The sequence below is a fragment of the Novosphingobium sp. genome, assembly GCF_040398825.1.
GTDB lineage: Bacteria > Pseudomonadota > Alphaproteobacteria > Sphingomonadales > Sphingomonadaceae > Novosphingobium.
Window position 1 is genome coordinate 32875 of the sequence record NZ_JBBATI010000029.1, and the last position, 24497, is coordinate 57371.

At 62.9% G+C, this 24497-nt stretch carries 19 protein-coding genes; 5 read left to right on the top strand and 14 right to left on the bottom strand.

Annotation, left to right across the window (positions count from 1 at the left end):
- The 8 genes from ABWP89_RS13890 to ABWP89_RS13925 form a co-directional block, all read right to left on the bottom strand.
- Positions 1–750: a cytochrome b/b6 domain-containing protein gene (locus ABWP89_RS13890; RefSeq protein WP_353230003.1), complete on the bottom strand. Its 750-nt coding sequence runs from the start codon at positions 748–750 to the stop codon at positions 1–3.
- Positions 751–1153: 403 nt separating this feature from the next.
- The gene (locus tag ABWP89_RS13895; protein ID WP_353230004.1) at positions 1154–1762 is read right to left on the bottom strand and encodes a 2-hydroxychromene-2-carboxylate isomerase; all 609 of its coding nucleotides are present in this window, start codon (positions 1760–1762) and stop codon (positions 1154–1156) included.
- Complete coding sequence (locus ABWP89_RS13900) at positions 1759–2457, bottom strand: glutathione S-transferase N-terminal domain-containing protein (RefSeq protein ID WP_353230006.1); 699 nt, start codon at positions 2455–2457, stop codon at positions 1759–1761. The genes ABWP89_RS13895 and ABWP89_RS13900 overlap by 4 nt, the downstream gene beginning before the upstream one ends.
- Positions 2458–2680: 223 nt before the next feature.
- Positions 2681–4798: a PQQ-dependent dehydrogenase, methanol/ethanol family gene (locus ABWP89_RS13905; protein WP_353230007.1), complete on the bottom strand. Its 2118-nt coding sequence runs from the start codon at positions 4796–4798 to the stop codon at positions 2681–2683.
- Between the two features lie 234 nt (positions 4799–5032).
- Positions 5033–5650 (bottom strand): TetR/AcrR family transcriptional regulator, encoded by a 618-nt coding sequence (locus tag ABWP89_RS13910; RefSeq protein WP_353230008.1) that lies wholly within the window; start codon positions 5648–5650, stop codon positions 5033–5035.
- 37 nt (positions 5651–5687) lie between these two features.
- Positions 5688–6938 carry a thiolase family protein gene (locus ABWP89_RS13915; protein ID WP_353230009.1) on the bottom strand — a complete coding sequence of 417 codons (1251 nt, stop codon included), beginning with the start codon at positions 6936–6938 and terminating at the stop codon, positions 5688–5690.
- Entirely contained in the window at positions 6935–8470 is a 1536-nt protein-coding gene (locus ABWP89_RS13920) for a class I adenylate-forming enzyme family protein (RefSeq protein ID WP_353230011.1), read from the bottom strand. Before ABWP89_RS13920 ends, ABWP89_RS13915 begins: the two co-directional genes overlap by 4 nt.
- Entirely contained in the window at positions 8467–9696 is a 1230-nt protein-coding gene (locus ABWP89_RS13925; protein ID WP_353230013.1) for a cytochrome P450, read from the bottom strand. Before ABWP89_RS13925 ends, ABWP89_RS13920 begins: the two co-directional genes overlap by 4 nt.
- Positions 9697–9842: 146 nt before the next feature.
- On the opposite strand from ABWP89_RS13925, the gene ABWP89_RS13930 reads away from it, so the two are divergent.
- A complete protein-coding gene (locus tag ABWP89_RS13930; RefSeq protein WP_353230014.1) occupies positions 9843–10160 on the top strand; it encodes an EthD family reductase in 318 nt (105 codons plus the stop codon).
- Positions 10161–10171: 11 nt separating this feature from the next.
- The gene (locus ABWP89_RS13935) at positions 10172–10912 is read left to right on the top strand and encodes an SDR family oxidoreductase (RefSeq protein WP_353230016.1); all 741 of its coding nucleotides are present in this window, start codon (positions 10172–10174) and stop codon (positions 10910–10912) included.
- 57 nt (positions 10913–10969) lie between these two features.
- Here the strand turns inward: ABWP89_RS13935 and ABWP89_RS13940 are convergent, their stop codons facing one another.
- The 3 genes from ABWP89_RS13940 to ABWP89_RS13950 all read right to left on the bottom strand — a co-directional run bounded on the left by ABWP89_RS13940 (position 10970) and on the right by ABWP89_RS13950 (position 16117).
- The gene (locus ABWP89_RS13940) at positions 10970–12553 is read right to left on the bottom strand and encodes a fatty acyl-CoA synthetase (RefSeq protein ID WP_353230018.1); all 1584 of its coding nucleotides are present in this window, start codon (positions 12551–12553) and stop codon (positions 10970–10972) included.
- Positions 12554–12649: 96 nt separating this feature from the next.
- Positions 12650–15133, bottom strand: coding sequence for a TonB-dependent receptor (locus ABWP89_RS13945; RefSeq protein ID WP_353230019.1), 2484 nt, complete (start codon positions 15131–15133; stop codon positions 12650–12652).
- 57 nt (positions 15134–15190) lie between these two features.
- Positions 15191–16117: an alpha/beta hydrolase gene (locus ABWP89_RS13950; protein WP_353230020.1), complete on the bottom strand. Its 927-nt coding sequence runs from the start codon at positions 16115–16117 to the stop codon at positions 15191–15193.
- Between the two features lie 208 nt (positions 16118–16325).
- On the opposite strand from ABWP89_RS13950, the gene ABWP89_RS13955 reads away from it, so the two are divergent.
- Positions 16326–17468, top strand: a complete 1143-nt coding sequence (locus tag ABWP89_RS13955; protein ID WP_353230021.1) for a helix-turn-helix domain-containing protein — start codon at positions 16326–16328, stop codon at positions 17466–17468.
- 31 nt (positions 17469–17499) lie between these two features.
- Here ABWP89_RS13955 and ABWP89_RS13960 read toward each other — a convergent pair whose 3' ends face one another.
- Together ABWP89_RS13960 and ABWP89_RS13965 are read right to left on the bottom strand one after the other, a co-directional pair.
- Positions 17500–19008 (bottom strand): flavin-containing monooxygenase, encoded by a 1509-nt coding sequence (locus tag ABWP89_RS13960; RefSeq protein WP_353230022.1) that lies wholly within the window; start codon positions 19006–19008, stop codon positions 17500–17502.
- 206 nt (positions 19009–19214) lie between these two features.
- Positions 19215–20327 (bottom strand): histone deacetylase-like amidohydrolase, encoded by a 1113-nt coding sequence (locus ABWP89_RS13965; protein WP_353230024.1) that lies wholly within the window; start codon positions 20325–20327, stop codon positions 19215–19217.
- Between the two features lie 261 nt (positions 20328–20588).
- Here ABWP89_RS13965 and ABWP89_RS13970 point away from each other — a divergent pair, with 261 nt between their 5' ends.
- Positions 20589–21488, top strand: coding sequence for an enoyl-CoA hydratase/isomerase family protein (locus ABWP89_RS13970; protein WP_353230025.1), 900 nt, complete (start codon positions 20589–20591; stop codon positions 21486–21488).
- Positions 21489–21781: 293 nt separating this feature from the next.
- Here the strand turns inward: ABWP89_RS13970 and ABWP89_RS13975 are convergent, their stop codons facing one another.
- Entirely contained in the window at positions 21782–23506 is a 1725-nt protein-coding gene (locus ABWP89_RS13975) for a flavin-containing monooxygenase (RefSeq protein WP_353230027.1), read from the bottom strand.
- A 217-nt stretch (positions 23507–23723) separates the two neighbouring features.
- Between ABWP89_RS13975 and ABWP89_RS13980 the strand changes: the two genes are divergently transcribed.
- Positions 23724–24344 carry a glutathione S-transferase family protein gene (locus ABWP89_RS13980; protein ID WP_353230028.1) on the top strand — a complete coding sequence of 207 codons (621 nt, stop codon included), beginning with the start codon at positions 23724–23726 and terminating at the stop codon, positions 24342–24344.
- Positions 24345–24497: the final 153 nt, after the last annotated feature.

Genomic DNA, 24497 nt, shown 5'->3' on the forward strand with positions numbered 1-24497 from the left:
TCAGTTCCTCTTCAAACCGATGGTCATCGCCTGTACCTGCCGCAGCGCGCCGGTGCGCAGCACCATCACGGCATGCACCACGACAAACAGGGCGATCAGCGAAAACGCCAGGAAATGCACCGAACGTGCAGTCTGGTGCCCGCCAAACAGATCGATCACCCAGGGGTATCCGGCGGTGACATAGGGCGACATCGCCAGCCCGCTGAACACCATGACCGGAACCGCCATCAGCACCAGCGTATAGGCCCAGCGCTGCAGCACGTTGTAGGGCGGACCGGGGCGGACCGGCCGGTGCGCCAGATGAGCGCGAATGTCTGCCAACAGCGCCGCCGGCATCAGCCCTTCGCGCCCTGGCAAAAGATTGCGCCAGCCATGCCCGGTCACGCTTGCGAACAGCGCATAGGCCAAACCGCTGGCAACCAGCAACCAGGCCCCGATGAAATGCAGGCTGCGCGCCCAGCCGTTCTGGTTGAAGATGATCGCGGTCCGCGACGCGCTGATCACATCCTGCCCGGCCGTGGTAAAATGCACCGGCACGGCCCAGCCACCGTGGCGATAATTGGGCCCGATCGGCAATTCCAGCCAGGCGGCGGTCATGTCATTGCCCGCCTGCCCCCAATAGAGCCGGGGATGGGCCATGAAAATCGTCACGCCCGAAATCGCGAGCACCAGCACCGCCAGCGCCAGCACCCAATGGGTGGCGCGGACCCACCGCGCATGGTGCCCCACCGAACTGTGCTGATCAACCATGCCACCCCCTGCCCTGATGCATTGACAGCAGGTTCATCCGGCGCCAGCGGCTTGTCAAGCCGGCGCGCCGGGCAACCGAACCAGGATAGCCGTCGGGGACACCCGTGGGGACGAATTTGAATACCGAAACAGGGCCAGCAGACTTTTTCGTGTCGCATTTTCGGCACCACGCGACGCAGCCGCTTGCTTCACCCGCGCTCACGCGCAACAACGATGCTGGTACTCTAATCGCAACTGGATGAAGGTTGGGGGTCACGTCAGCGGGTCATCACATCCCGGCGCTGCGTAAGGATGACATGCAAATTCGTGTTGCGCTTGACCCGCCACAAACTCCCACGCGACGAATTTGAACGTCTTGCCCGGCGAACAGTTTTGGTCTGACAAGACCTGACGGTGGCGTCGGTCATAAAGCCAGGCGCTGCAGAACCAGCGGCAGCTGATCATTGCCGAAATACATGAACGTGCGGTCGACGAAGATGGTCGGAGATCCGAACGACCCCCGGTCGATCGCTTCCTGGGTGTTCTGGCGCAGGCGTTGCTTGCAATCCTCGCTCGATGCCGCAGTGCGCAGCGCCGCACCGTCGAGCCCGCAGGCCGCAGCGATCTGTTCCAGCACATCGGGATCGTCGATGTTGCGCGCATCGCCAAAGTAGGCCTCGAACGCCGCCTCGGCAAAGCGGACCAGCGCAGCCTGATCCCCCTCCAGCGCGCAGCAGAAGCGCATGGCATTGACCGACTTCACCGGATGATGGACCGAGGGAAAGTTCATCGCCAGGCCGGCGAGCTTTGCCCATTCCTTCAGCCATGCGAAACTCAGGCGGAACTTGGGGTTGTCCGGGTTCTTGCGGCTTTCGTAGACGCTGTCATTCACCGCGTTGAATACGCCACCGACCAGGAAGGGCCGCCACGTGATGGCGATGTCCGCCCCTTCCACCGCCTTGCGGAAATTCGCAAAGGCGATGCGCGTCCACGGCGAGGAGAGATCGAAAAAGAATTCGGCGCTGCGGCTCACGCGTTCTCCTCCTTGATGCCGAACAGGATGCGGCGCGTCTCGGCGCTGTCCTGCGGTCGTTGGTTGACGCGTTCGTTGCCGAGCTCCACGCCCCGGCGCAGCGCGGGGCGCTGCTTCAGCAGGTCATACCATGCGCGTGACGCAGGGAAATCGCCCAGCGGAATGTCCTGCGCTTTCCAGGTCCGCACCCACGGCCAGCAGGCCATGTCCGCGATCGAATAGGCCGCACCCGCCAGGAACGGCGTTTTGGCCAGTTGCCGATCAAGCACGCCATAGAGCCGCAGCGCCTCTTCGCGGTAACGCGTGGTGGCATAGGCGATCCGATCCGGCGCATAGAGCTTGAAATGGCCATGCTGGCCAAGCATCGGCCCCAGCCCGCCGACCTGCCAGAACAGCCACTCCATCACTTGCTTGCGGCTGCGCAGATCGGCGGGCAGGAACCGCCCGGTCTTTTCCGCCAGGTAGAGCAGGATCGCGCCCGATTCAAACACAGGAACGGGTTCACCGCCATCGGCAGGATCGTGGTCGACGATGGCCGGAATGCGGTTGTTGGGGCTGATCGCCAGAAAATCCGGTGCAAACTGATCGCCCTTGCCAAGCTCGACCCACCGGACGCGGTAAGGCAGGCCGCATTCCTCCAGCATGATCGAGATCTTCCAGCCATTCGGCGTTGGCGCGGTCAACAATTCGATCATCGGGCTTTGTCCTTATCCCAGGCCAGAAACTGGCAGATTTCCGGAAGCGCCCTTTGTTGCAGCCGGCGCGCAAGTCCGGCGTCCGGAAATCCGGGGGCTGATCATTTTGAAGGAGGGTCAGGGCATCATCTGCGTTGCTTCGTCACCACGACGAAGCCCCGACCCTCCTCAATTCGCGGCCGCATATCTGCCCCACCGGTGCTGACGGGGGACACGCGTTGCCTCAGTGCGCTTCCAGCGCCTTGTCCTCGTTGGCACGCTTGATCAGGTACATCCGGATCGCCTCTGCATCAGGCGCTTGCAGCACCGCCTTGAACGATACCATGCCCAGTTCGTGCAGTTGGCCGCCCAGCACGATCGCCTTCACCGCCGCAGCCGAACCGATCGTACCCGAATGGCGCAAGTCGGGGTTGAGGTTGCCCGCGATTGCGGCATCGCCATGGCACATCGCGCAGTAACGGGCATAGAGCTGCCCGCCCCTGGTGGCCTGCGCCGGGGTGCCGGTGAACGGCGGCGGGTCAAGCACCATCTTGTTCATCGGCGGCAGTTCGGGCAGCTGGCCCGATGCGCCAAGCTTGAACACCATCAGGCGGCTGATGTTGCGCGCGGCACCGCCCTTCTTCGCCAGCACGCCGGTGGCGACGTCCCACACCCCGCCCCAGCCGACCAGGATCGCGACATATTGCTCACCGCCGATGGCATAGGTCATCGGCGCGGCAATGATCCCGCTTTGCGCGGGGAACGACCACAGCTTTTGGCCCTTGTCGGCGGTATAGGCGACAAAATCGCCGCCGGAAGTGCCCTGGAACACCAGATTGCCCGCCGTCGAGAGCAGCCCCCCGTTCGAAGGTCCGACCAGATCGACCTTCCACGCCGCCTTTTTGTTGGCCACGTCCCACGCCACCAGCTGGCCGGTGGTCGCCGCCTTGGCCCCGGCCTGAACCTTCAGATCGGCCGGCATCGCCACGACATAGCCATCCATCCCGATCGTCCAGCCAATGGATGTCGGTTTCCAATCCTTTGCCGCAGCATAAGGCCAACCGGCCAGATTGGTCGGAATATAGAGATAGCCGGTCTTGGGGCTGTAGCTCTGCGGCTGCCAGCTGTGTGCGCCGACCGCGCCGGGCAGGCTGACGAACGTCTTGCCGGTCTTTTCGTAGCGCGCATCCGGGTTGATGATCGGGCGGCCCGTTTCCGGATCGACCCCGGTTGCCCAGTTCACCGGGACCCACGGCGTTGCCGAAAGGAATTTGCCGGTCTTGACGTCGAGCACATAGACATGCCCGTTCTTGGGCGCATGCATCGCGACATGCCGCTTTTCGCCGCCGATGGTGACATCGGCAATGGTGATCTGCTGATCCGAATCGAAATCCCAGCGGTCTTCCGGCGTTTCCTGGAAATGCCAGGCATATTGGCCGGTATCCGCATTCACCGCCACGATTGATGAGGTGTACAGGCTGTCGCCCGCGCGCCCGTTGGCCGCCGGGTTCCACGGCTCTGCATTGCCGGTGCCGAACAGCACCAGGTTGGTTTCCGGATCATAGGTGATCGAATCCCAGACCGTGCCGCCACCGCCCAGTTCCCACCACTTGTTGCCCCAGGTCTTGGCCGCCGCTTCGTGCGCGGCCTTGTTGACGCCTTCTTTGGCAAAGCCGCCGGCCGGATTGCCGGGCACGGTGTTGAAGCGCCAGACTTCGCTGCCGGTTTCGGGGTCATAGGCTGAAATATAGCCGCGGGCCTTGTATTCCGAACCGCCCGCGCCGATCAGCACGCGACCCTTCACGATGCGCGGCGCACCGGTAATGGTATAGTCGGTCTGGTTGGGCACCACGACTTTCGACCACAGGACCGCACCGGTCTTCTGATCCAGCGCGATCAGCCGGCCATCGAGCGCCGCCACAAACACCTTGTCGCCATACAGCGCCACACCGCGATTCACCGCATCGCAGCAGGCGCGGTACAGCGTGGCGCGCGGCACCTTTGGATCGAACGCCCACAGCGGCTTGCCCGTCCTGGCGTCATAGGCCTTTACCATCGACCAGGCGGTGGTGACATAGAGCACGCCGTCGTGCACCAGCGGGGTCGCTTCCTGTCCGCGTGCGCTGTCAATGTCGGCATACCAGGCAAGGCCCAGCTGATCGACGTTGTATTCGTTCACCTGTTTCAGGGGGGAGAAGCGCTGTTCGGCATAGTCACGGCCATAGCTTAGCCATTCGTCGGCGGGGACGTTGCGGAGCATGGCCTCTGTCACCCCGGCCATCGCGCCGGATTCGGCCACTGCACCGACGGCAAGCGCCAGCGTCGATGCGGCAACCAGCTTACGCAAGAATGATACGCGCATAGTCTTCAACCCTCTCCTTGGCCGGGTGTGATCCCCGGTACCTTGAAACCCGCAGTCCAATTCACCGTGCCCTGGTGCACCATACGCCGGGCGTGATCCCGGCATTTTTGGGCAGGTCCTTCCCGTCCGTCTTGCCAGCTGGATAGTGCGGAATCGGGCGCACAAATTCAACCGATTTCCGGGGCTTGACCCTGCCGATCCGCTGCCTGGCAGACCTGCCGTGCAACGGCTGTTTCAATCGCCTTTCGCCCGCAGCATGGCGACAAATGCTGCAGCTATGTCACCGGGGGTGTAGCGGCCTTTGCGGTACCAGGTCTGGGACCAGTTCAGGCTGCCGAACAGCGCAACCTTGAACAGCCAGCGATCGGTTTTCGGATCGAGCGGCAGCGCAGCAATCAGCTTTTCAAAGTGGCGCTCGTAACGGTCACGCTCGGCGTTCAGCACGGGCAGCATCAGTGGCGGAAACGAACGCACGAACTCCGGGTTGACGATGCGCGCATAATCGCCGCCATCAAGCAGGATCGAAAGGTGTGCCGAACACGCCGCCTCGATCGCCTGCCACGGCTCTCCGGTCGTTTTGTCCAGCGCCCCGGCTATCGCGGCTTCGAACCGCGACACACCCTTGCGGTACACCGCCAGAAGCAATTCTTCCTTTGATTTGAAGTGGTAGTAGATCGATCCCGGCAACATCCCGACCGCGCCGGCGATGTTGCGGATGGTAGTGCCGTCATAACCTTTGGCGGCGAACATGGCTGCCGCCGCATCCAGCAGTGCCTCACGCCTGCTGTCGCCGCCGCGCGCCTCGGTCTTTGGCTGGGCCTTTGCCAGTACTTCGGCCCCTGAATCGATCACGTGCGGCGCTCCTGCTGGCCCATCTGACAAAGCCGGCTCAATCGCGCTGCAAAATGATGACCGAGCATGCCGCCTCATCAAAGCCCATGACCCCGCCGCCATTTTCCGCCAATGCGGTACGCGCGCCGCTCACCTGGCGCGGCCCGGCCTCGCCGCGCAGCTGCAGCATGAGTTCGTCGATCATCGACAGGCCGGTCGCGCCCACCGGATGCCCCTTGCTGACCAGGCCGCCCGACAGATTGATCGGGATCGATCCGCCCTGCGCCGTCGCGCCGCTTTCGGCCAGCCGACCGCCCTCACCGATCCCGCAAAAGCCCAGCATTTCCGACTGGTAGAGTTCACAGAACGAGGTGGCGTCGTGCACTTCGGCCAGATCGATGTCGGCGGCGGTCAGCCCGGCGGCCCGGTAGGCGCGCTGGGCCGCCAGTTGCGAAAGCCCCGGCTCATCCAGCCGGCGATACTTGCCCGCGGTCATCGTGCTGGCGGCGATGCGCACGGCGCGCGCGCGAACAGCAGCCGGCTGGCGCGCCAGCCATGCGCCCGAACAGACCAGCGCCGCCGCCGCGCCATCGCCGATCGGCGCGCACATGGCGCGGGTAAGTGGCCAGCTGACCGGCCTGTCGGCGAGCACGTCATCGGCAGTCAGGGCAAAGCGATACTGCGCCTTGGGATTGTGCACCGAGGCAGTGTGGTTTTTGGCACAGGCGATCGCAATCTGCCGATCGGTGGTGCCATGGGTGCGCATGTGCCACGCCGCCTGCATGGCGTACGTATCCATGAAAATCGTCCGGCCCGGGCCGGGTGCGAACGGCTTGCCCGCAGCGTCACCGGCCGCAGCATAGTATGACAGCCACTCATCGCGGTCATACTGGTCGATGCCGCCATCAAACAACGCCGTGGTGCGATCGGGTGCGCCGGGGTTGAAGGTCTTTTCGACGCCAAAGGCAATGCTGAGGTCGGTCTGGCCGCTCAGCACGTCTTTCCACGCACCGTGCAGCGCGATCGATGCCGTGGCGCAGCCGCCTTCGACATTGATGACCGGCACCCGTTCCGGAAACAGGCCCTCGCGCACAAGCGGGGTCAGGCAGACCTGCCCGCGGATGCTGCCCTGGCCATCGGTCCACATGCCGCAATTGCCGAACCACGCCATGCCGATGTCATCGCCACGCGCCAGCCCGGCATCGGCCAGCACGCCCAGATAGACTTCGCGCGTCAGGTCTTTATGCGATCGATCCGGGAATTTTCCGAAGCTGCTGGAATAGCTGCCGACGATATAGGCATCTGTCATTTGGCGTCATCCCACCATGCCGCGCGCAGTTCGCGTTTCAGGACTTTGCCCAGCGCATTGCGCGGGAATTCGGTTCTGAGCTCCAGCGCCGCCAACCGCTGCGTGCGCGCCAGCCGGGCATTGGCCCATTCCAGCAGCACCGCCGGATCGGGCGTGCCGCGCGGAATGACCAGCGCAAGCGGCGTTTCCCCCCATTTGGAATGCGGAATGCCGATAACGGTCACATCCTGAACATCGGGATGTTCGCCGATCACGGTTTCGAGATCGGCCGGAAAAATGTTGAAGCCGCCGGACAAGATCATGTCTTTCTTGCGGTCAACGATGTGCAAGAAACCCTGCTCGTCCACATAGCCCAGATCGCCGCTGCGCAAAAACGCCTCACCCGACGGGCTGCGCCAGACGATGGCGGCGTCAAGATCGGGCCGGTTGTGATAACCCGCCATCGCGCCAAGGCCGGTGCCAACAATCTCGCCGACTTCGCCGCGCGCGCATTCCCGGTCGTCGCCGCCGACGATGCGAAGGTCAAAACCGATTACCGGGCGGCCGACTGCGCCAGGCCGCGGTTGCGCATCGCCCGGCTTGCGCATGGTCGCAAAGCCTTCGCTAAAGCCATACAGCTCGTAAACATGCGGGGTGATCCGCGCGATGACCGCCGCGCGCGTGTCGGGCCGCAGCGACGATCCGGCGGAAAGCAGGCATTTCAGGCTGGACAGGTCATGCCGCCCAAGCGCCGGATCGTCGAGCGTGACGATGCACTGGGTCGGCACCATGAACGCGTGCGTGACCCGGTGCTGTTCGATCAGCGCCAATGCACTGCCTGCGCTGAACTGTTCCATGATCACCACGGTGGCGCCCAGCAGCAGCGGCGGAAGCACCATGAACATCGTGCCGTTGGAATAGAGCGCGGTGGTGACCAGTGCCACGCTCTCGCCCGACATGCCGAGCTCCAGCGCGTTGGACCAGGCGAAATGCGCGCGCGCGCCATGGCTTTGCACGATGCCCTTGGGCATACCCGTGGTGCCGGAACTGTAGATGATGTTGAAGCGGTCTTCCGGGCGGTTGCGCACGCCGGGATCGGTTTCGGGCGCGGCGGAAAACAGCGTATCGCCCGCCTCCCAACCTTCGCCGGCAAACCCGATGGCAATCCGCCGGGTGCCCGCGGGCAGCGCCGCCGCTTCAACCAGCGCACGGTTTGCGGGTGAAACAAACACGGTCCGCGCGCCGCTGTCGGCCATCATGGTGGCGATTTGCGCCGGGGTGAGCAAGCCGCTGATCGGCACCATGCAGGCGCCGGCCCTGACGATGCCAAACATGACCTCTAGCATTGCGAGCGAGTTGGTCATCACCAGCGCGACCGGATCATCATGCCGCACGCCCATCGTGATCAGGGCATTGGCGACGCAGCTGGTGGCGCGGTCAAATTCACCCCAGCTCAGCCGCTGATCACCGCATATCGCCGCGGTCCGGTCCGGTGCGAAGCGGGCATGGGTGGCCCAGATGCTGCTGAGGCCAAAGGCGGGTGGTGCGATCATGGCGCCGCACCCGTCATCATCGGCATTTCGCGCACTCCGCGCATGGTCAGCGTGTCCATATAGTCCACCGTGTCGGTTGCCATGGCGACATTGGGAAAGCGCGCGAACAGGCGGGTGATGGCGATGCGCGCTTCGGCCCGGGCCAGCGGTGCACCCAGGCAGAAATGAATGCCGTGGTTAAATGTCAGATGGCGGTTCGGCGTGCGGCCGATATCGAAGCGTGCTGCGGATTCGAACACCTCTGGATCGTGGTTGGCGGCATTGACCATGGCATAGACCCGCTCGCCCTGGTTCAGCACTTTGCCGCGCAGTTCAAATGCCTCCTTCACCACGCGCACAACCGCACCCGTGGGGCCTTCAAAGCGCAGCATTTCCTCAACCGCGCTGGCGATCAGCGACGGATCTGCCGCCAGCCGGGCATTCTGGTCCGGGTTTGCCAGCAGCGCGCGGATGCCGTTGCCGATCAGGTTGGTGGTGGTTTCGTGCCCGGCAAACAGAAACAGGATGCAGGAACCGATCAGTTCATCCTCGGTGATCTGCCCGGTTTCCTGCAGCATGACGAAGTGCGAGATGACATCGCCGCGCGGTTGCGCCAGACGGTGCTTCGCCGCATCGCGGAAATAGTCGGCCATCGCCACGACACCGGCGCGCCCGGTCTCGTATTTGTCGCCGGTATCGGTGGCGTTGCCCAGGAACGGCTGCAATTGCATGGACCAGTCGCGCAGCAAATCCATGTCTTCGCGCGGCACGCCCAGCAGATCCATGATCACACTGGCGGGCAGCGGGTTGGCAAATTCGCTGATGCATTCAAACCGGCCATCACCGCGCGCCGCAATGCGATCGAGCAAGCCGTCCGCCAGTTCGGCAATGCCATCCTCCAGCCCGCGCATGACGGCAGGGGTCACGACTTTGTTCAACAACCCGCGCAGCCGGGCGTGATCGGGCGGATCCTTGAACACCACCCAGGTGTTGAGATAGCGAATCAGGTCGCTCAAACGGTTCCGCTCGTCGCCCTGCTGGCTTTCGAAAAACGGGGTCAGCCGGTCCGACGAAATGCCGCTGTTCATCTGCACCGCTTTGACATCATCGTGGCGGGTGAGCACCCAGCCCTTGAGCAAGGGCGACCAATGCACCGGATCTTCGGCCTGCAGCCGCAGCAAGGTTTCCAGCGGGCGCTGGATAACGTCCGGATCGCGCGGATTAAAGACCAGACTGGCAGTGGGCATGGTGATGAAAATGCTCCGAACGGGCCATTTTGCTATCATCGCGCCCTTGCCATAGCAATCGCTTGTTTGGTAGCATGATGCCAAGGCGCAAGGCCAGCGGGACCAGCCCGTGATCAGCACGCACAAGCGCCAGGGGAGAGAGCCGGATGTTGAAGCTTGTCGCCATATGGTCGCCGCCAAAGCCCGAAGACCGCGACGCGTTCGAAGCCGCGTATGCCAACGTGCATGCACCGCTCGCGCGCGCATTGCCGAACCTTGCCAGCCTCGACACCATTCTCGTCAGCGATGGGCTGGAGGGCGCCCCGGCCGCTGTCCACCGCTTTGCGATCATGGCCTGGGCGGACCAGGCCGCCATGGAGCGCGATGCGCAAACGCCGGAATGGACCGCATTGCGGGCCGACGCCGGCCAAATGATCGAACGCTTCGGCGTGACGCTTGAATCATCCATCGGCAACGACGGTTAGGCGCGCGGACCATGGCCATTCTCGTCACCGGCGGTACCAAGGGTATCGGCTTTGCAATCGCCCGGCGCTTTGCCAAGTCCGATGTTGATGTGTTCCTGAATTTCCGGTCCGATCGCACTGCGGCTGACAGGGCGAAGGCGGAGATCGAGGCGGCTGGGGCGCGCTGCCATCTGATCCAGGGCGACGTCGGCACGCCGGATGGCGCCCGCGCGGTGCTGGCCGCGGTGGCTGCGCAGACGGACCAGCTGGACCAGCTGGTCCACTGCGCGGTAAAGGTGATCCCCGAACCGCTGTTGGCCATCGATCCCGTTGCGCTGACCGAGGCGATCAATCTCAATGGCACTGCGGTGGTCTATCTGGCGCAGGCTGCGCTGCCGCTGTTTCGGCCCGGCAGCACGGTGTTCTTTCTGTCCAGCCGGGGCAGCCGCACGGTGCTGCCAAACTATGCCGCGGTCGGCGCGGGCAAATCGCTGGCGGAAAGCCTGATCCGCTACCTGGCGCTGGAACTGGCGCCGCTGGGTGTGCGCGCCAATTGCGTTGCCCCCAGCGCGGTCGATACCGAGGCGCTGCGGCAGGTCTATGGCGCGCAGACCGACGCAATCATGCGCCAGTCCGCGGCGGCCAGCCCCAGCGGGCGCAATGTCGTCGATGACGATTATTGCAGCCTGATCGAATATCTGGCCAGCCCGTCGGCGGCGATGATCCAGGGCCAGGTGGTGTTCGTGACGGGCGGTGGGTACCTGGCCGCCTGATATTGTATCGAGCTGCACGGGCGTGCAGTCAAACCTCCCGCGCGGCGCGACCTGGTGTTACAAAAGCGACTGGCGCAATTCGCGCTTGAGGATCTTGCCACTGGCGTTGCGCGGCAGGTTTTCGGTGAAGATCACCTGTTTGGGGATCTTGAACCCCGACAGGTGGTCAGCGCAGTGGTCCAGCACATCCGACATGGCGAGCGTATGGCCCGCGCGCAGCACGATCACGGCGGTGACCGCTTCGATCCACTTGGCGTCGGGCATGCCGATCACCGCCACTTCGCTGATGGCGGCGTGTTGATAGAGCACTTCCTCCACCTCACGCGACGCGACGTTTTCACCGCCGGTCTTGATCATGTCCTTTTTGCGATCGACCACGGTGATATAGCCTTCGGGATCGGCCACGCCCAGATCGCCGCTGTGGAACCATCCGCCGGCAAACGCCTCGGCAGTGCGCACGGGATCGTTCCAGTACCCGCTGAGCAGTTGCGGTGAGCGATGGACGATTTCGCCCACTTCGCCCGGGCCGACCGGAACCATGGCATCATCGACAATCCGCGTTTCGACATGCAGCGTCGGGCGGCCGGCCGATCCCAGACGCGTGGCATGCTCTTCGGGAAACAGGATAGTGGCGACCGGGGCAATCTCGGTCTGGCCATAAAGGTTCCACAGGCGCAACTGCGGCAGCCGCGCGTGCATTTCACGCAACACCTCGACCGGCATGATCGAGGCCCCGTAATAGCCCTTTTCCAGCGCCGAAAGATCGCAGTCGGCCATGGCGGGCGAGCGCAGGAGCGAAATCCACACGGTCGGCGGCGCGAAGAACGAGGTGATCGTGTGCTGCACCAGCAGCCGCAGCAGATTGTCGGCAGCCGGCGACCCGGTGATCACGTTGCACGCGCCGACATGCAGCGCCGGCCCGATCATGCAATCAAGCTGCGCACAGTGGAACAGCGGCATGGCATGCAGCGCGGTGGTGTCGCGGGTCCATTCGCAATCGATGATACAGCTTTGATATTCCCACAGCACGCTGTTGTGCGACAGCATCGCGCCCTTGGGCCGCGATTCCGTGCCGCTGGTATAAATGATCTGCAACAGATCTTCGCCGCCACGCACCTCCGGTTCCAGCAGATCATCGCACAGCAGCGACATCCACGACGGGATGCCCGGCGGCGGTGGTGCATTTTCGCCATCGATGCCGAACAGGTGCGCGACCCGCTCACTCCGGGCACTCTGCGCGGTGGCGATCGTGTGACAATCCACAAACAGCGCCCGCGCGCCCGAATGATCCAGAATGTACCGCACATCATCGGCGTTCAGCATGAAATTGATCGGCACGAGCACCGCATCTGCCCGGGCGATCGCAAACCGCAGCGCGATAAAGGCATGGCAGTTGCGCGCGAGGATCGCGATCCGGTCACCCGGCATCAGGCCCAGGCGGCGCAGGCCGGCGGCCAGCCGGTCCACTTCGCTGCGGAATGCGCGGTAGCTCCAGGTCACATCGCCGCAGATGATCGCGGTTTTGTCGCCGTGCCGCTCCGCCGCGCGGTTGAGCATGGCTGAAAGCGATTGCGCCCTGGCCCGGGCAATGAGCGGATCGGCGACCGCATCGGGCGGCAACACAGCAGGATCGACGGTCATGCAGGGCTTTCAAGCTGGAGGCCCCGCCAGCGAGGGCAGAAAGAACGAAAAAGGAGCAGCGCTGTATGCACTGCTCCTTTTTCGAGACAGGGAAAATTACTTCCAGCGAACCTTCAGCGTCACACCATAAGCGCTCGGCATACCGGTCGCCTGGGTAATGATGTCATTGTAGGAAATCGCGTTCAGCACGTGGAACTTGTTGAACACGTTCTTGCCCCAGGCCGAAATGGTCACCCGCTCGCCAGGGAACTCGTAACCGATGCGCGCATCGACCAGGGCGTACCCATCGATGAGGAACGGATAGTTCCTGGTCGTGCGGTACGGCGCGCCGGGAATATGCAGCGTGCTGCCACCGATGTACGCGTCGACAGCCGAGCGATAGTTCACCGAACCGCCGATGAAAGCATTTCCGCCGTTGCCGGTTGGCATCCGGTAATCGATGTCGCCGGTCAGGCTCCAGCTCGGCGCAAAGGGCAGGCGGTTGCCGGCGAAGTTGTATTGCTGATCGTGGTTGGGACCGGCGATATTGCCGTAAACCGTGGTGGCGGTGTATTCATCCACCTTGGTCTTGAGGTAGCTGGCCGATCCGGTCAGGGTCAACCCGGCAGTGGGCCGCAGGACAAGGTCAGATTCAACGCCGAAGATGTGTGACTTGGGCACGTTGTCAAGGCGCTGAAGCAGACCGAACAGGGCGGTCGCGACCGTGCCCTGGATCTGCTTGTCCTTGTAATCCTGATAGAACACCGCGCCGGTCCACTGCACGGCGTTGTTGAGCAGCTTGGCCTTGAAACCGCCCTCGTACGAGGTGACTTGTTCCTGCTTGGCGGGCTTGAACACGTCGACCGTGGCACCGGTAATCACCGGGAAGCTGCCAGCCTTGAACCCGCGCGAGGCGTTGGCGTAAAACAGCAGGTCGGGCGTTGCCTTGTAATCGATGCCCACTTTCCACGAGACATTGTTCTCTGACAGGCGGCCAAGATAGGGTTTGCCGTTCGAAAAATCAGGGAAGAATGAATAGCAGGCGCCCGCATTGTTCAGGCCGAGGCCGAACAGCACCGAAACGCGCTGATCGGCGGCAATGTCCGTGTTGCACATCCGTTCGTCGTTGGTCGAGTGGGTGTAGCGCACGCCCCCCTTCAGGGTGATCTGGTCGGTCACATCATATTCGGCGTTGCCGAATGCCGCGATGTTATCCATCTTGCCCCGGCTGTCGACGGTGCTGATGTGGATCCAGGCGTTACCCTGGTTGGACAGCGAGTTATCACCATAGGTGATGTCCTGGATTTCATCGACCTTGCTGTGGTTATAGTTGCCACCCAGGGTCCAGCGAATCTTCTGGCCGGCCGCTGCAGCATTCGAGATGCGCAGTTCTTGGGAGAAATCGCTGATCGTCCCCTGGTCGCGGGGGTTGTCGACCAATTCGTAGGTAGAGCCATCCAGGTCAAACGACATGTTCTGCTTAAGCCGGCTGAAGCCCGTGATCGAAGTGATGGCGATGCCGTCGGTCACCTCAAGGTCAGCGCGCAGGGTGGCCTGGAACAGGGTGCGGTCGCCAGTCGGAATGGCAGGCACCGTGGTCGACTGAAAGCCCGGCGTATAGCCCGGCGCAGCAGCGAGCGGGAATGCCGCGCCTCCCGTCAAAGCCACGGGGATACGGGCAACCGTCGTCCAGCTCGCCGCGCGCAGATCCTGCGGCGTAAACGGGGTATTCAGTTCCGCAAAGGACGGCGCGGCCGGGTTGGACGGGCTGGTGGCGATAATCTGCAGCGCCTGCGGCTGCGAACGATCGACCGACCCGTTGACGTTCAATTCCAGCTTCAGCCGTTCGGTGGCCTGCCAGGTGGTGATCAGGCGGGCTGCGGCATAATCCTGTTTCCCGTTCTTCTGCGAAGGGGTGACAAAGTTATACTGCCAGGCATCCTCATGCTTGGCATCGAACGCCAGCCGCATCGACAGCGTATCGCTGATCGGCCCGCTGACAAAACCGCCAACGTGGATTTCGTTGAAGCGGCCGTATTCGAGGTCGATGCCTGCCCGCAGATCCTTGGTCGGCTTGGCGGCGATGTAGTTGATCGCACCACCGGTCGAGTTCTGGCCAAACAAAGTGCCTTGCGGGCCCTTCAGCACTTCGACGCGCTCAAGATCATAAAGCGAATGGCCGGCAAGGACCGGGAAGGTCAGCGGGGCCTGGTCCATCGAAACGCTGACCGCCGGATAGACACCGAGCGCATCGGCGTTGTAGCCGATGCCGCGCAGGGTGTAGACCGGGGTGCCGTGGGTAGACGGTGCGAGCGCCATGCCAGGGATGTATTTGACAAGGTCTTCGGCCTTGCCGATGTTGAGGCGTTCAAGCAACTTTGTGTTGAATGCGGCAATGCTGGCGCCGACCTTGCTGATGTTTTCATTGCGCTTGTTGGCCGTCACGATGATTTCGCCGGCGGGTGAATCAACCGGCGAAGCCGCCTGGGCCGGCGCTTCGGCTGCTGCGGGCGCCGCGGGCGCCGCAAAGGCGGGATGGGCGATGCCGGCAAGACCTATTGCGGTGGATGCAGCCAGAACGGTGCGGCGGATGTTGGTCATTTCCCTCTCCTTTTGTGTTGTCATTTTATCGTTGAGTGACGGTCAGAAAATCGGATGTCAGCTGCGGATCACACCACCGAATGTGGCAATCGCGCGCCGCAGGATGCGGTCCGCGGCGGGGAACGCGGCGCGCATGGTCGCCAGCCCGTGGATCAGGCCCTTTGCCTCCATGAAATGTACCTCGCTCCCCTGCTGCGCCATGCGGCCGGCCAGCGCCCGGCCCTGATCACGCAACGGGTCGAGCCCGGCGGTGAGTATGACCGTGACGGGCAGATCGGCGGAAATCGGGTGGAGCAAGGGCGACGCCGCGGCGCCCGCTGCCATGCCTGCGCCGGGCAGATAATCCGCAGCAAAGCGGCCAAGCAGCTTTTGATCAAGAATAAAGCCTTCGCCGAACGCCTGGTAAGAACCCTCGTCGGGCGCTGTGCAATCGAGCCAGGGATAGATCAGCAGCTGCGCCTGAACGCCGCCCGGGCCCATGGCGCTGGCCACATACAGGGCCAGGTTTCCGCCTGCGCTGTCGCCTGCAACGGCCAGCCCGGTAACCGGCGCTTCAAGACCTGCGGGGCTGTCCAGCACGAACTTCGCGGCGGCCAGGCAATCGTCATGCGCGGCGGGGAACGGGTGTTCGGGCGCAAGGCGATAGTCCACCGCAACCACGCGCATGCCGGTTGCAGCTGCGATCAACGTGCAGGCCGGATGGTGGGTTTCCAGATCGCCGATCACCCAGCCGCCGCCGTGCATGTAAAGGATGACCGGGCCGGCCACCGCAGCGGCGGGAAAATAGGCACGCAGCGGGCATGGTCCGCCCGTCAGATCGGTCCAGCGCACGCCGGGTTCGGGCGGCAGATCGAACAGAGCGCCCATTTGCAGATAGGTTGCGCGCATGTCCGCGGCGGGCATATCGGCCAGATGCTGACCGCCTTGCTCGGCAATGCCGGCAAGCACTGCGGCGGTTTCGGGCAGCACAAAGGGTTGTTCCATTACCGGGCTCCTGCTTTTTGCCGAAACACGCCAGGCCTGCGCAAGGCAGGGTCACAAGGATTGGCAAAAAATCGCCGCAACATGACTGGTGTGGAATTGCGCGGTCGGTGGGGCGCCGGAACTGCGGTAAACATCTGTAAAATAACACTCTCCCCAGATTTTTTTATTCACTTATCAGCCAATTTAGGCGAAGTCCCCGGGCCGCGCCATGACGCTGCGCGCCAAGTTATTGACGGATGTGGCCAGTGCCCGCTACGCTGTCTTACCAAGGCATAATAAGAATAATCAGGAGAGGGGATGGGTCATGGACTCCAATGCACTCTACGCGATGTTGCCGGATCTGAGTGCGCGGATCATGTGCAACGCATTGGTCAACGAAGCCAATGTCGATTGGGATGAGTTCTGTCGCAACAGTCATGTCCGACCGGTGCGTTTTGACGGACAGGCGCGCGACCTGCTGGCGCAGGAAGAGATGCTGCTGCAAAAATCCTTTGCCGATTGTACCGCGAACGCGCGCAACATCTGGTTTGATGTCGGGCTGCGTTACCGCGCGATCAAATATGGCGAACTTGGCCTGGCGATGATGACCGCGCGAACACTGGGCGAAGCGCTGCAGATTGCGTGCCGTTTCCAGTCGCTGACGTATTCCCTGATCAACTACCACTTCGCTTTGGCCCCGAATGGCGCGTGCGCGCTGATCGGCAGTTGCGACAGGCTTAGCGAGCAAATGCACGATTTTACGCACTATCGCGATCTTGGCGCGATCCGCACATTGATCGCCGATCTGATGGGCGGCGAATTGCCGCTTGAACGCATCACCCTGACCACGCCGCCACCGCCCGACTGGTCGAACCTGCGCCGGTATTTTTCCTGCCCGGTCGAATTCAACGCCGACCAGACGCAATGGGTGTTCCTGCCGGGGGCGGCGAGCCTGCCGCTGCCGATGGCCGACAGCGATCTGCTCACGCTCTACAGTTCGCGCTGCGACACGATGCTGCGGCGTGCGCAGGCCGACAGCACGATCAAGGGCCGGCTGGCGGCGCGGCTAAGAAGCTGCGGCAGCGAATTTCTCACCGCCGGCGAAGCCGCCCGTATGCTGGCGTTATCTGAACGCACGCTGCACCGCAGGCTGGCAGATGAAGGGACCCGCTTTTCGACCATGGTGGACGAGGCGCGTTATGGCCGGGCGCGGGACTTGCTGACCGACGGACACATGTCCATCGAACGGATCGCCTCGGTGGTCGGTTTTGCCGAGCCATCAAGCTTTTCCCGCGCCTTCAAACGGTGGTCGGGCATGGGCGCGCTGGAATATCGGCGGCAGGCGCAGGGCAGGGATTCTCGTCTGATATAGAATCCGCTGCACCTGGCTCTGCCCGATTTCCTTAGCTGTAGGCGAACTCTTCGCCGTCCAGATCGATCGCCGGGATATCAACCGCCTCGCGCCAATAGTCCTGCGTGTGGCGCCATTCGGGCTGGTCACCCAACCGTTTCGGCAGCTTGTCCATATCGCGCACCAGGTAGCCCGGATTGAAGTTGTCGTTCTCGATCCACGGCAACAGCGTTTCACCGGCAAGCGCGGGGGGCACCACGATGTTCACCTCGGACACACCCTTTTCGTCCATATGGCGCAGCAAACCGCAGACAAAATCGCCCAGCAGGTCGACCCGCAGCGTCCAGGCCGCGCGGAAATATCCGAACACCCAGGCCATGTTCGGCACGCCTTCGAACATCATGCCGCGATACGTCGCCTTCTTTGACCAATCCACCGGCACGCCGTCCACTTCGAACGCGATCCCGCCCATCACCAGCAGGTTGAAGCCGGTGGCGGCGACCACGATGTCTGCCTGCAGATCCTTGCCCGAACCGAGATGGATACCACCCGGCGTGAAGTGGTCGATCGTATCCGTCACCGCCGAAACTTTGCCCTCGCGGATCGCCGTGAACATGTCACCATCGGGGATGAAGGCAAGGCGCTGCTGCCAGGGCCGGTAGCGCGGGGTGAAGTCGGGTTCGAATTCAAAGTCCGGCCCGGCATATTCGCGGATCATGGCCTTCAGTTCATCGAACACCATATCCGGCTCTGCACGCGCACGGTGGTCCAGCATCTTGAGGTTGTGGAGATAATCGAGCCGCACGCAGCGGTGCACGGTATCTTCGTCCACGCCGATTTCGCGCAGCCGGTCCGCCATGTCGCTGCGGTTCGGATAGCAGAAGAAATAGGTGGGCGAGCGCTGCAGCATTGTCACGTGCGCGGCTTTGTCCGCCATCGCAGGGATCACCGTTGCCGCGGTTGCACCCGAACCGATGACGACGACCTGCTTGCCCGCATAGTCGATGCTGTCATCCCATTTCTGGGCGTGAACCAGCAGGCCCTTGAAATCATCGACACCCGGCCACGCCGGCATATAGGGGTTTTCGTGGTCGTAATAGCCCTGGCACATCCACAGGAAATTGGCGCGATAGGTCGGCCCCGGCGTGCCCTGGCTGGTGCGCGTCTCGACCGTCCAGAGCTTTTCTTTGCTCGACCACGCGCAACGCGTAATATGCGTGCCAAAGCGGATCGATTTGCCCAGATCGTTTTCGGCAAGGACATCCCGCAGATATTTGCGGATCTCTTCGGCCGTGGCAATCGGCGGACCGACCCAGGGCTTGAACCGGTAGCCGAACGTATAGAGATCGGAATCGGACCGGACGCCGGGGTATTTGTGCGTGTGCCAGGTTCCCCCGATGTCGTCTTTGGCTTCGAGAATGGCGAAGCTTTTGCCGGGATTCTGGGTCTTGAGATGGTAAGCACTGCCGATCCCGGAAATGCCCGCGCCGATGATCAGGACATCGAAATCCTGGGTTGCGCTGGCCACATCCGCTTGCGGTTTTTCCATAACTTCGGTCACATCACGCTCCACTTCGGCCTGTGCCCCGCACCGACAATTGTCGCGCAGAGGCGCACCGGCAAGGTTCGCCAAAGTGGCCGCGTGATGCAACGTCGCCAGCCGCCAACAAACTGGCCGGGCCCGCCATTCGCGAACCAGGCCGGCCAGGCCGGGCCGGTTGATGTCCCGAGCACCGGCCCTCTGGCGTGCCCGCAGCCGGCGCCAGCTTAGAGCCCGGCGCCGACGCGCATTTCCTCGATCAGTTCGAAGTGGAACGCCAGCATGCGCGCATCGGGTTGCTGCGGCACAAAGAAGCCCAGTTCCGGATCGACAACTTCGGTCCGCACGCCTTTCAGCGCCTCCAGCAGCGCGAGGCCGCAGAACGGGACATAGGCTTCCGAATATCCGCCTTCATGGATGACCGCCAACCGCCCGCCGCACAGTTCGTTTGCAACCGCGACCATGCGTTCGGTCATCGCGCGATAGCTGTCGGAATGCAGCATCTGGCGGGCGAGTGGGTCTGCGGCGTTGGCATCGAGGCCGCTCGCAATAACGATGAGTTCAGGTTGATAGCGATGCAACGCCGGGATCACGACCCGGTCGAGCGCCTGCAGGTAGGTGTCGTGGCCACTGCCGGCGGGCAGTGGCACATTGAGGTTCGCGCCCAGGCCTGCGCCCTCACCACGATCTTCGTGGCCGGTATAGCCCGGCGGGAAGCAACGGTCCTGATGGATCGAGATCGTCAGCACATCCCCGCGGTCATAGAAAATGCTCTGGGTGCCATTGCCATGATGCACATCCCAATCGACCACCGCGACCCGGCCAACCCCGTGCCGGGCTTTGATGGCGTCGATGGCGATCGGAATGTTCGCCAGCAGGCAGAAGCCCATGGGCTGATCAGCAAGGCAATGGTGCCCGGCCGGTCGGCACAGGGCATAGGAATTGCGCGCACGGCCGGTGACAACCGCGTCCAGCGCTTCGATGGCAAGCCCGGCGGACAGGGTGGCAATCTCGAAGCCGCCCTTGCTGAAGGGCGCATAAAGGCCAAGTTCGCCGCCGCCGGCATCGCTCAACCGCTTGAATTCGTCGATGTAGCTGGCTGGGTGAATGCGCAGCAGATCTTCGCGCGTGGCCGGTGCAGCGCTGCGCAGATCAAGATGCTGGTCCAGGCCGGCGGCGCGGACGAGATTGAGCAGGCGGCGCTTTGATGCGGGCGTATCAGCCCCGTAGCTGCCCGAGGGCGGCTCGACCCAATCGCCGATCGGAAAGAACAGCGCCTGGACGCCGGTACAGTGCCAGAAAGTGCGCTCGTCGGTCAGGAACAGGGTGGAGTCGGTCATTGCGTTTCTCCCTCAGGTGCGGAGAAGACCTTCTCCCACGCTTTACGGGTTGCCAGACGCTTGGTCTGGTGAATTCCCCCGACCGGTATAGCCATCGGATGGCGATCAAGAAATATGAAATCGGCGGGCACAGTCCATGTGATCGCGATGTAGGCCGGCGTCGAAGCGGCACCTCGGCTGCATAGACCACAAGCGCATGACATTGTTCACAAATGCTCTGCATCGCGGGTTGTGGTCGGTGCCGTTTCACGGTCCCACCCCTTGGAAGCGGTTGCGACATCCCCGTTCGCCGTTATAGTCGGGGGCTTCAGCGGAGGGCATGCCATGGCCTATGACACCTACAGCTTGCTCCACGTGCGTCAGGCCGGCGCGCTGGTCACCGCTGTCATTGATGCGCCGCCGATCAACGTGATCACCGCGGCTCTGTTCGGGGAACTGGCGGCGCTGGCAGCGGAGCTTGAGGCCGATCCGACTGCGCTGGTGTTCGTGCTGAAAAGCGCTGATCCGGATTTCTTCCTGGCGCATTTCGATGTGAGCCTGCTGATCGCCATGGCGGATGCGCCCACGCCACCGACCGGCGACCTCAATACATATCATGCCATGTGCGCGCGATTTCAACGCATGGACAAGGTCACCATCGCCCAGATCGAAGGCCGCGTGGGCGGCGGCGGGGCCGAGCTCGCGATGAGTTTCGACATGCGTTTTGGCGTGGCTGGCAAGACCATCGTCAACCAGATGGAGGTGCCCATCGGCATTCTGCCGGGCGGCACCGGCACCCAGCGCCTGCCGCGCCTGGTCGGCCGGGCCCGCGCGCTGGAAATCATTTTGGGCGCCATCGATCTTGACGCCGAAACCGCGGAAAAATGGGGCTGGCTCAACCGCGCGCTGCCGGCAAATGTGATCGACGCCCACGTGTCGTCGCTTGCCCAGCGCATCGCCAGTTTTCCGGCCGAAGCTGTGCGGCTCGCCAAAAGGTCGGTTGAAGCCGCCGCCCTGCCCCTGGACGAAGGTTGCAATATCGAAACCGAACTGTTCCAGACCCTGCTGTTCAGCGACACCGCGCGCGAAAAGATGCAGTGTTTCCTTGATCTTGGCGGGCAGACGCGGGACGGCGAGCTTCGGGTTGCAGACCTGAGCGCAGAAGTCGCGCAGCGCAGGTAAGCCACCACGCCCCCGAATAAGGGGCATACAGCAACGAGGCTCGACACCGCACCAATGCCTGATCTCAGCACCAATGCCTGATCTCAGCCAAAGCGCCCCTTCACGCAAGCGTCGCTGAACGACCCGGCCTCGGCCGAAACCTGACCGGGACGTCAGCGAGCCTATTATCGTCACCCGGAACCAGCCAGACCGAAATCGGCCCGACCGCTGCCGTTTGCATGCCGGTCTATACCCGCATCGCCATCAACATCGACAATTCAGGCCATGCAGAGCGGGCGATAGACTGCACGGTGTCAAGCCGGCATAAACCCGGCTGCGGTCAGGCGTTCGACGATGATCGGCAGCAGCTTCTCCGGAATGTCGGGCATTGGCGGGTGGCTGGAGAATTCCCGGGAATCGTTCAGGACCGTGTCGCCCGCGCGGATGATAAAGCCTTCATACCCCTTGGCTGCGACCTGGTTGCAGATGTCGGTATAGGTGTTCAGCCCACCGACATAGGGCATGAACATCCGCGGTTTGCCCGGGACATTCACACCCATGTACCAGCTGTTGGCGGTGGGCATCAGTGTCGGGGTGACGGCTTCTGCGACATGACGGCACCACGCCGCTTCCGCCTCCGGGGTGGCCTCGATGCTGGCCATCTGGCGGTCGGCCAGCCACGACAGGCAGTCGGCGATCCATTCCACATGCTGTTCGATGGCATTGATCATGTTGGTCAGCACCGACGGGCTGCCCGGCCCGGTAATGGTGAACATGTTGGGAAAGCCCGCGACCATCAGCCCAAGATAGGTCCGCGGCCCCTCGGCCCAATATTCGTGGATATGCCGGCCGCCGACACCACGGATGTCGATGCGGTCGATGGCGCCGGTCATGGCATCGAATCCCGTGGCGAGCACGACGGCATCGAAATCATGCTGGCGGGCGGTGGTGGCAATGCCGCCCGCGTTGAAGGTTACGATCGGTGCGGCGTTCAGATCGACCAGTTCGACATTGTCGCGGTTGAACGTCGCGAAATAGCCGGTATCGACACACGGGCGCTTGGTGCCGAAATAATGCTGTTTCGGCGTCAACAGATCGGCGACTTTGGGGTCGGCGACCTGTTCACGGATCTTTTCGGCGATGAAATCCTGAATGATGCGGTTGGCGGCCGGGTCGATCGCGGTGTCGCCAAAGGCGCCAAGCAGGCGAAAGCCACCCCAGGCCCAGCGACGATCAAGTTCGGCCCTGATGTCTTCGGGGCTCGATTCGGTTGCCAGTACGTCCGGGCGGGCCTCGTTCTGGAATCCAGTGGGGGTGTCGCGTGACGCCGCGCGGTAACCGCGGGGATCACGCTGCCATGCCTCCAGATCGGCGGGCGGGATAGGGCCATTGTGCGCCGGCACGGTATAATTGGGTGTTCGCTGAAATACCGTCAGCTGCGCCGCCTGCGCGGCAATCACCGGGATCGACTGGATGGCCGATGACCCGGTGCCGATGATTCCGACACGCTGGCCGGTGAAATCAACGCCCTCATGCGGCCAGCGCGACGTGCGATAGATCACCCCCCCGAAATCATCGATGCCCGGAAAACTGACTTCGGTCGGGATCGACAGGCAGCCCGTGGCCAGGATGAAGTATCGGCAGTCAATGCCATCGCCGGTGTCGGTCGCGATGTGCCAGCGCTGCGCCGCTTCATCCCAGGTCGCTGCCGCAACCCGCGTATTCAGGCGAATGTCGCGCCGCAGGTCAAAACGATCGGCGATATGGTCGGCATAGGCCAGCAGTTCGGGTTGCGGCGCATAACGTTCCGACCAGCGCCACTCCTGTTCCAGCTCCTCGTCGAAACCGAAACTGTATTCAAGGCTTTGAATATCGACCCGCGCGCCCGGATAACGGTTCCAGAACCAGGTCCCGCCAACGCCATTGCCCGCCTCGACAACCTGCCCCGAAATCCCCGCCTGACGCAGCTTGTGCAGCATGTACATGCCGGAAAAACCTGCGCCGACGATCAGCACCTCGGTGGTGGTAGCGCTGCCCATAGAGATCATCCCCTTGCTGTTTTTGGAGCTGTTTTTGGAATACTTTTCGAAAGACTAACACGTTTTCCGGCGCGCTCTAGCCCTTAAGAATCGCCGGGCCAGCAAAGCATCGCACCGTGACCTGAATTTCAGCGAGAACTGCTCTTGCCAAGCCGGGGGCGGCAAGCGCAAGCTGTGCGCTCGTGCCGCCACGTTATCAGCGCCCGGAGGAAACAGGATGAAGCTCTACACTTCGATCGGACCCAATCCACGGGTTGTCCGCATGTTCATGGCTGAAAAAGGGATCGCAATTCCACTTGAGCAGGTAGACCTGATGAGCGGCGAGAACCGCCAGGAAGCACACTTGTCGCGCAACCCCGCGGGACAGACGCCCGCGCTTGAACTCGACGACGGCAGCTTCCTCACCGAGATCACTGCGATCTGCGAGTACCTGGAGGAAACCCATACCAATCCACCGCTCATCGGGACTACGCCGGAAGAACGGGCCAGGACACGCATGTGGACGCGCCGCATCGATATCAACATTGTCGAACCGATGGCCAATGGCTTTCGGTTCTGCGAAGGGCTTCCGCTTTTTCAGAGCCGGGTGAAATGCATCCCGCAGGCGGCGGACGATCTGAAGGCGCTGGCGCAGGAGCAGCTGACCTGGCTCGACGGGCTGATCGCCGGCCGTCCTTTCGTCACCGGCGACAAGCTGACTTTGGCAGATATCCTGCTGTTTTGTTTCCTGGAGTTCGGCGCCAGCGTTGGCCAGCCTATCGCAACCAGCAACAAGAACGTCGTCGCCCTGCTCGACAAAATGCGGCAACGTCCGAGCGCAACCATCAGCGCTTCATAGCTCGCGTTGTCAGGCTTACCGGCGTAATTGGTGGGGGTGGGATGAGCTGCTGCCAGTTTGACATACGCCGGTTTAAGGCTTTTTCGAGCTTATACGATGCTGCACTGACGTGCAGTCATACCTCCCGCCCCGCCTCCCCACCCGACCACCAAT

What these genes read in the sequence shown, in the direction of transcription:
- ABWP89_RS13890 (WP_353230003.1), bottom strand. Translation starts at nt 750, where the DNA reads ATGGTTGATCAGCACAGTTCGGTGGGGCACCATGCGCGGTGGGTCCGC.
- ABWP89_RS13900 (WP_353230006.1), bottom strand. Translation starts at nt 2,457, where the DNA reads ATGATCGAATTGTTGACCGCGCCAACGCCGAATGGCTGGAAGATCTCG.
- ABWP89_RS13905 (WP_353230007.1), bottom strand. Translation starts at nt 4,798, where the DNA reads ATGCGCGTATCATTCTTGCGTAAGCTGGTTGCCGCATCGACGCTGGCG.
- ABWP89_RS13915 (WP_353230009.1), bottom strand. Translation starts at nt 6,938, where the DNA reads ATGACAGATGCCTATATCGTCGGCAGCTATTCCAGCAGCTTCGGAAAA.
- ABWP89_RS13920 (WP_353230011.1), bottom strand. Translation starts at nt 8,470, where the DNA reads ATGATCGCACCACCCGCCTTTGGCCTCAGCAGCATCTGGGCCACCCAT.
- ABWP89_RS13925 (WP_353230013.1), bottom strand. Translation starts at nt 9,696, where the DNA reads ATGCCCACTGCCAGTCTGGTCTTTAATCCGCGCGATCCGGACGTTATC.
- ABWP89_RS13930 (WP_353230014.1), top strand. Translation starts at nt 9,843, where the DNA reads ATGTTGAAGCTTGTCGCCATATGGTCGCCGCCAAAGCCCGAAGACCGC.
- ABWP89_RS13935 (WP_353230016.1), top strand. Translation starts at nt 10,172, where the DNA reads ATGGCCATTCTCGTCACCGGCGGTACCAAGGGTATCGGCTTTGCAATC.
- ABWP89_RS13940 (WP_353230018.1), bottom strand. Translation starts at nt 12,553, where the DNA reads ATGACCGTCGATCCTGCTGTGTTGCCGCCCGATGCGGTCGCCGATCCG.
- ABWP89_RS13945 (WP_353230019.1), bottom strand. Translation starts at nt 15,133, where the DNA reads ATGACCAACATCCGCCGCACCGTTCTGGCTGCATCCACCGCAATAGGT.
- ABWP89_RS13950 (WP_353230020.1), bottom strand. Translation starts at nt 16,117, where the DNA reads ATGGAACAACCCTTTGTGCTGCCCGAAACCGCCGCAGTGCTTGCCGGC.
- ABWP89_RS13955 (WP_353230021.1), top strand. Translation starts at nt 16,326, where the DNA reads ATGACGCTGCGCGCCAAGTTATTGACGGATGTGGCCAGTGCCCGCTAC.
- ABWP89_RS13965 (WP_353230024.1), bottom strand. Translation starts at nt 20,327, where the DNA reads ATGACCGACTCCACCCTGTTCCTGACCGACGAGCGCACTTTCTGGCAC.
- ABWP89_RS13975 (WP_353230027.1), bottom strand. Translation starts at nt 23,506, where the DNA reads ATGGGCAGCGCTACCACCACCGAGGTGCTGATCGTCGGCGCAGGTTTT.
- ABWP89_RS13980 (WP_353230028.1), top strand. Translation starts at nt 23,724, where the DNA reads ATGAAGCTCTACACTTCGATCGGACCCAATCCACGGGTTGTCCGCATG.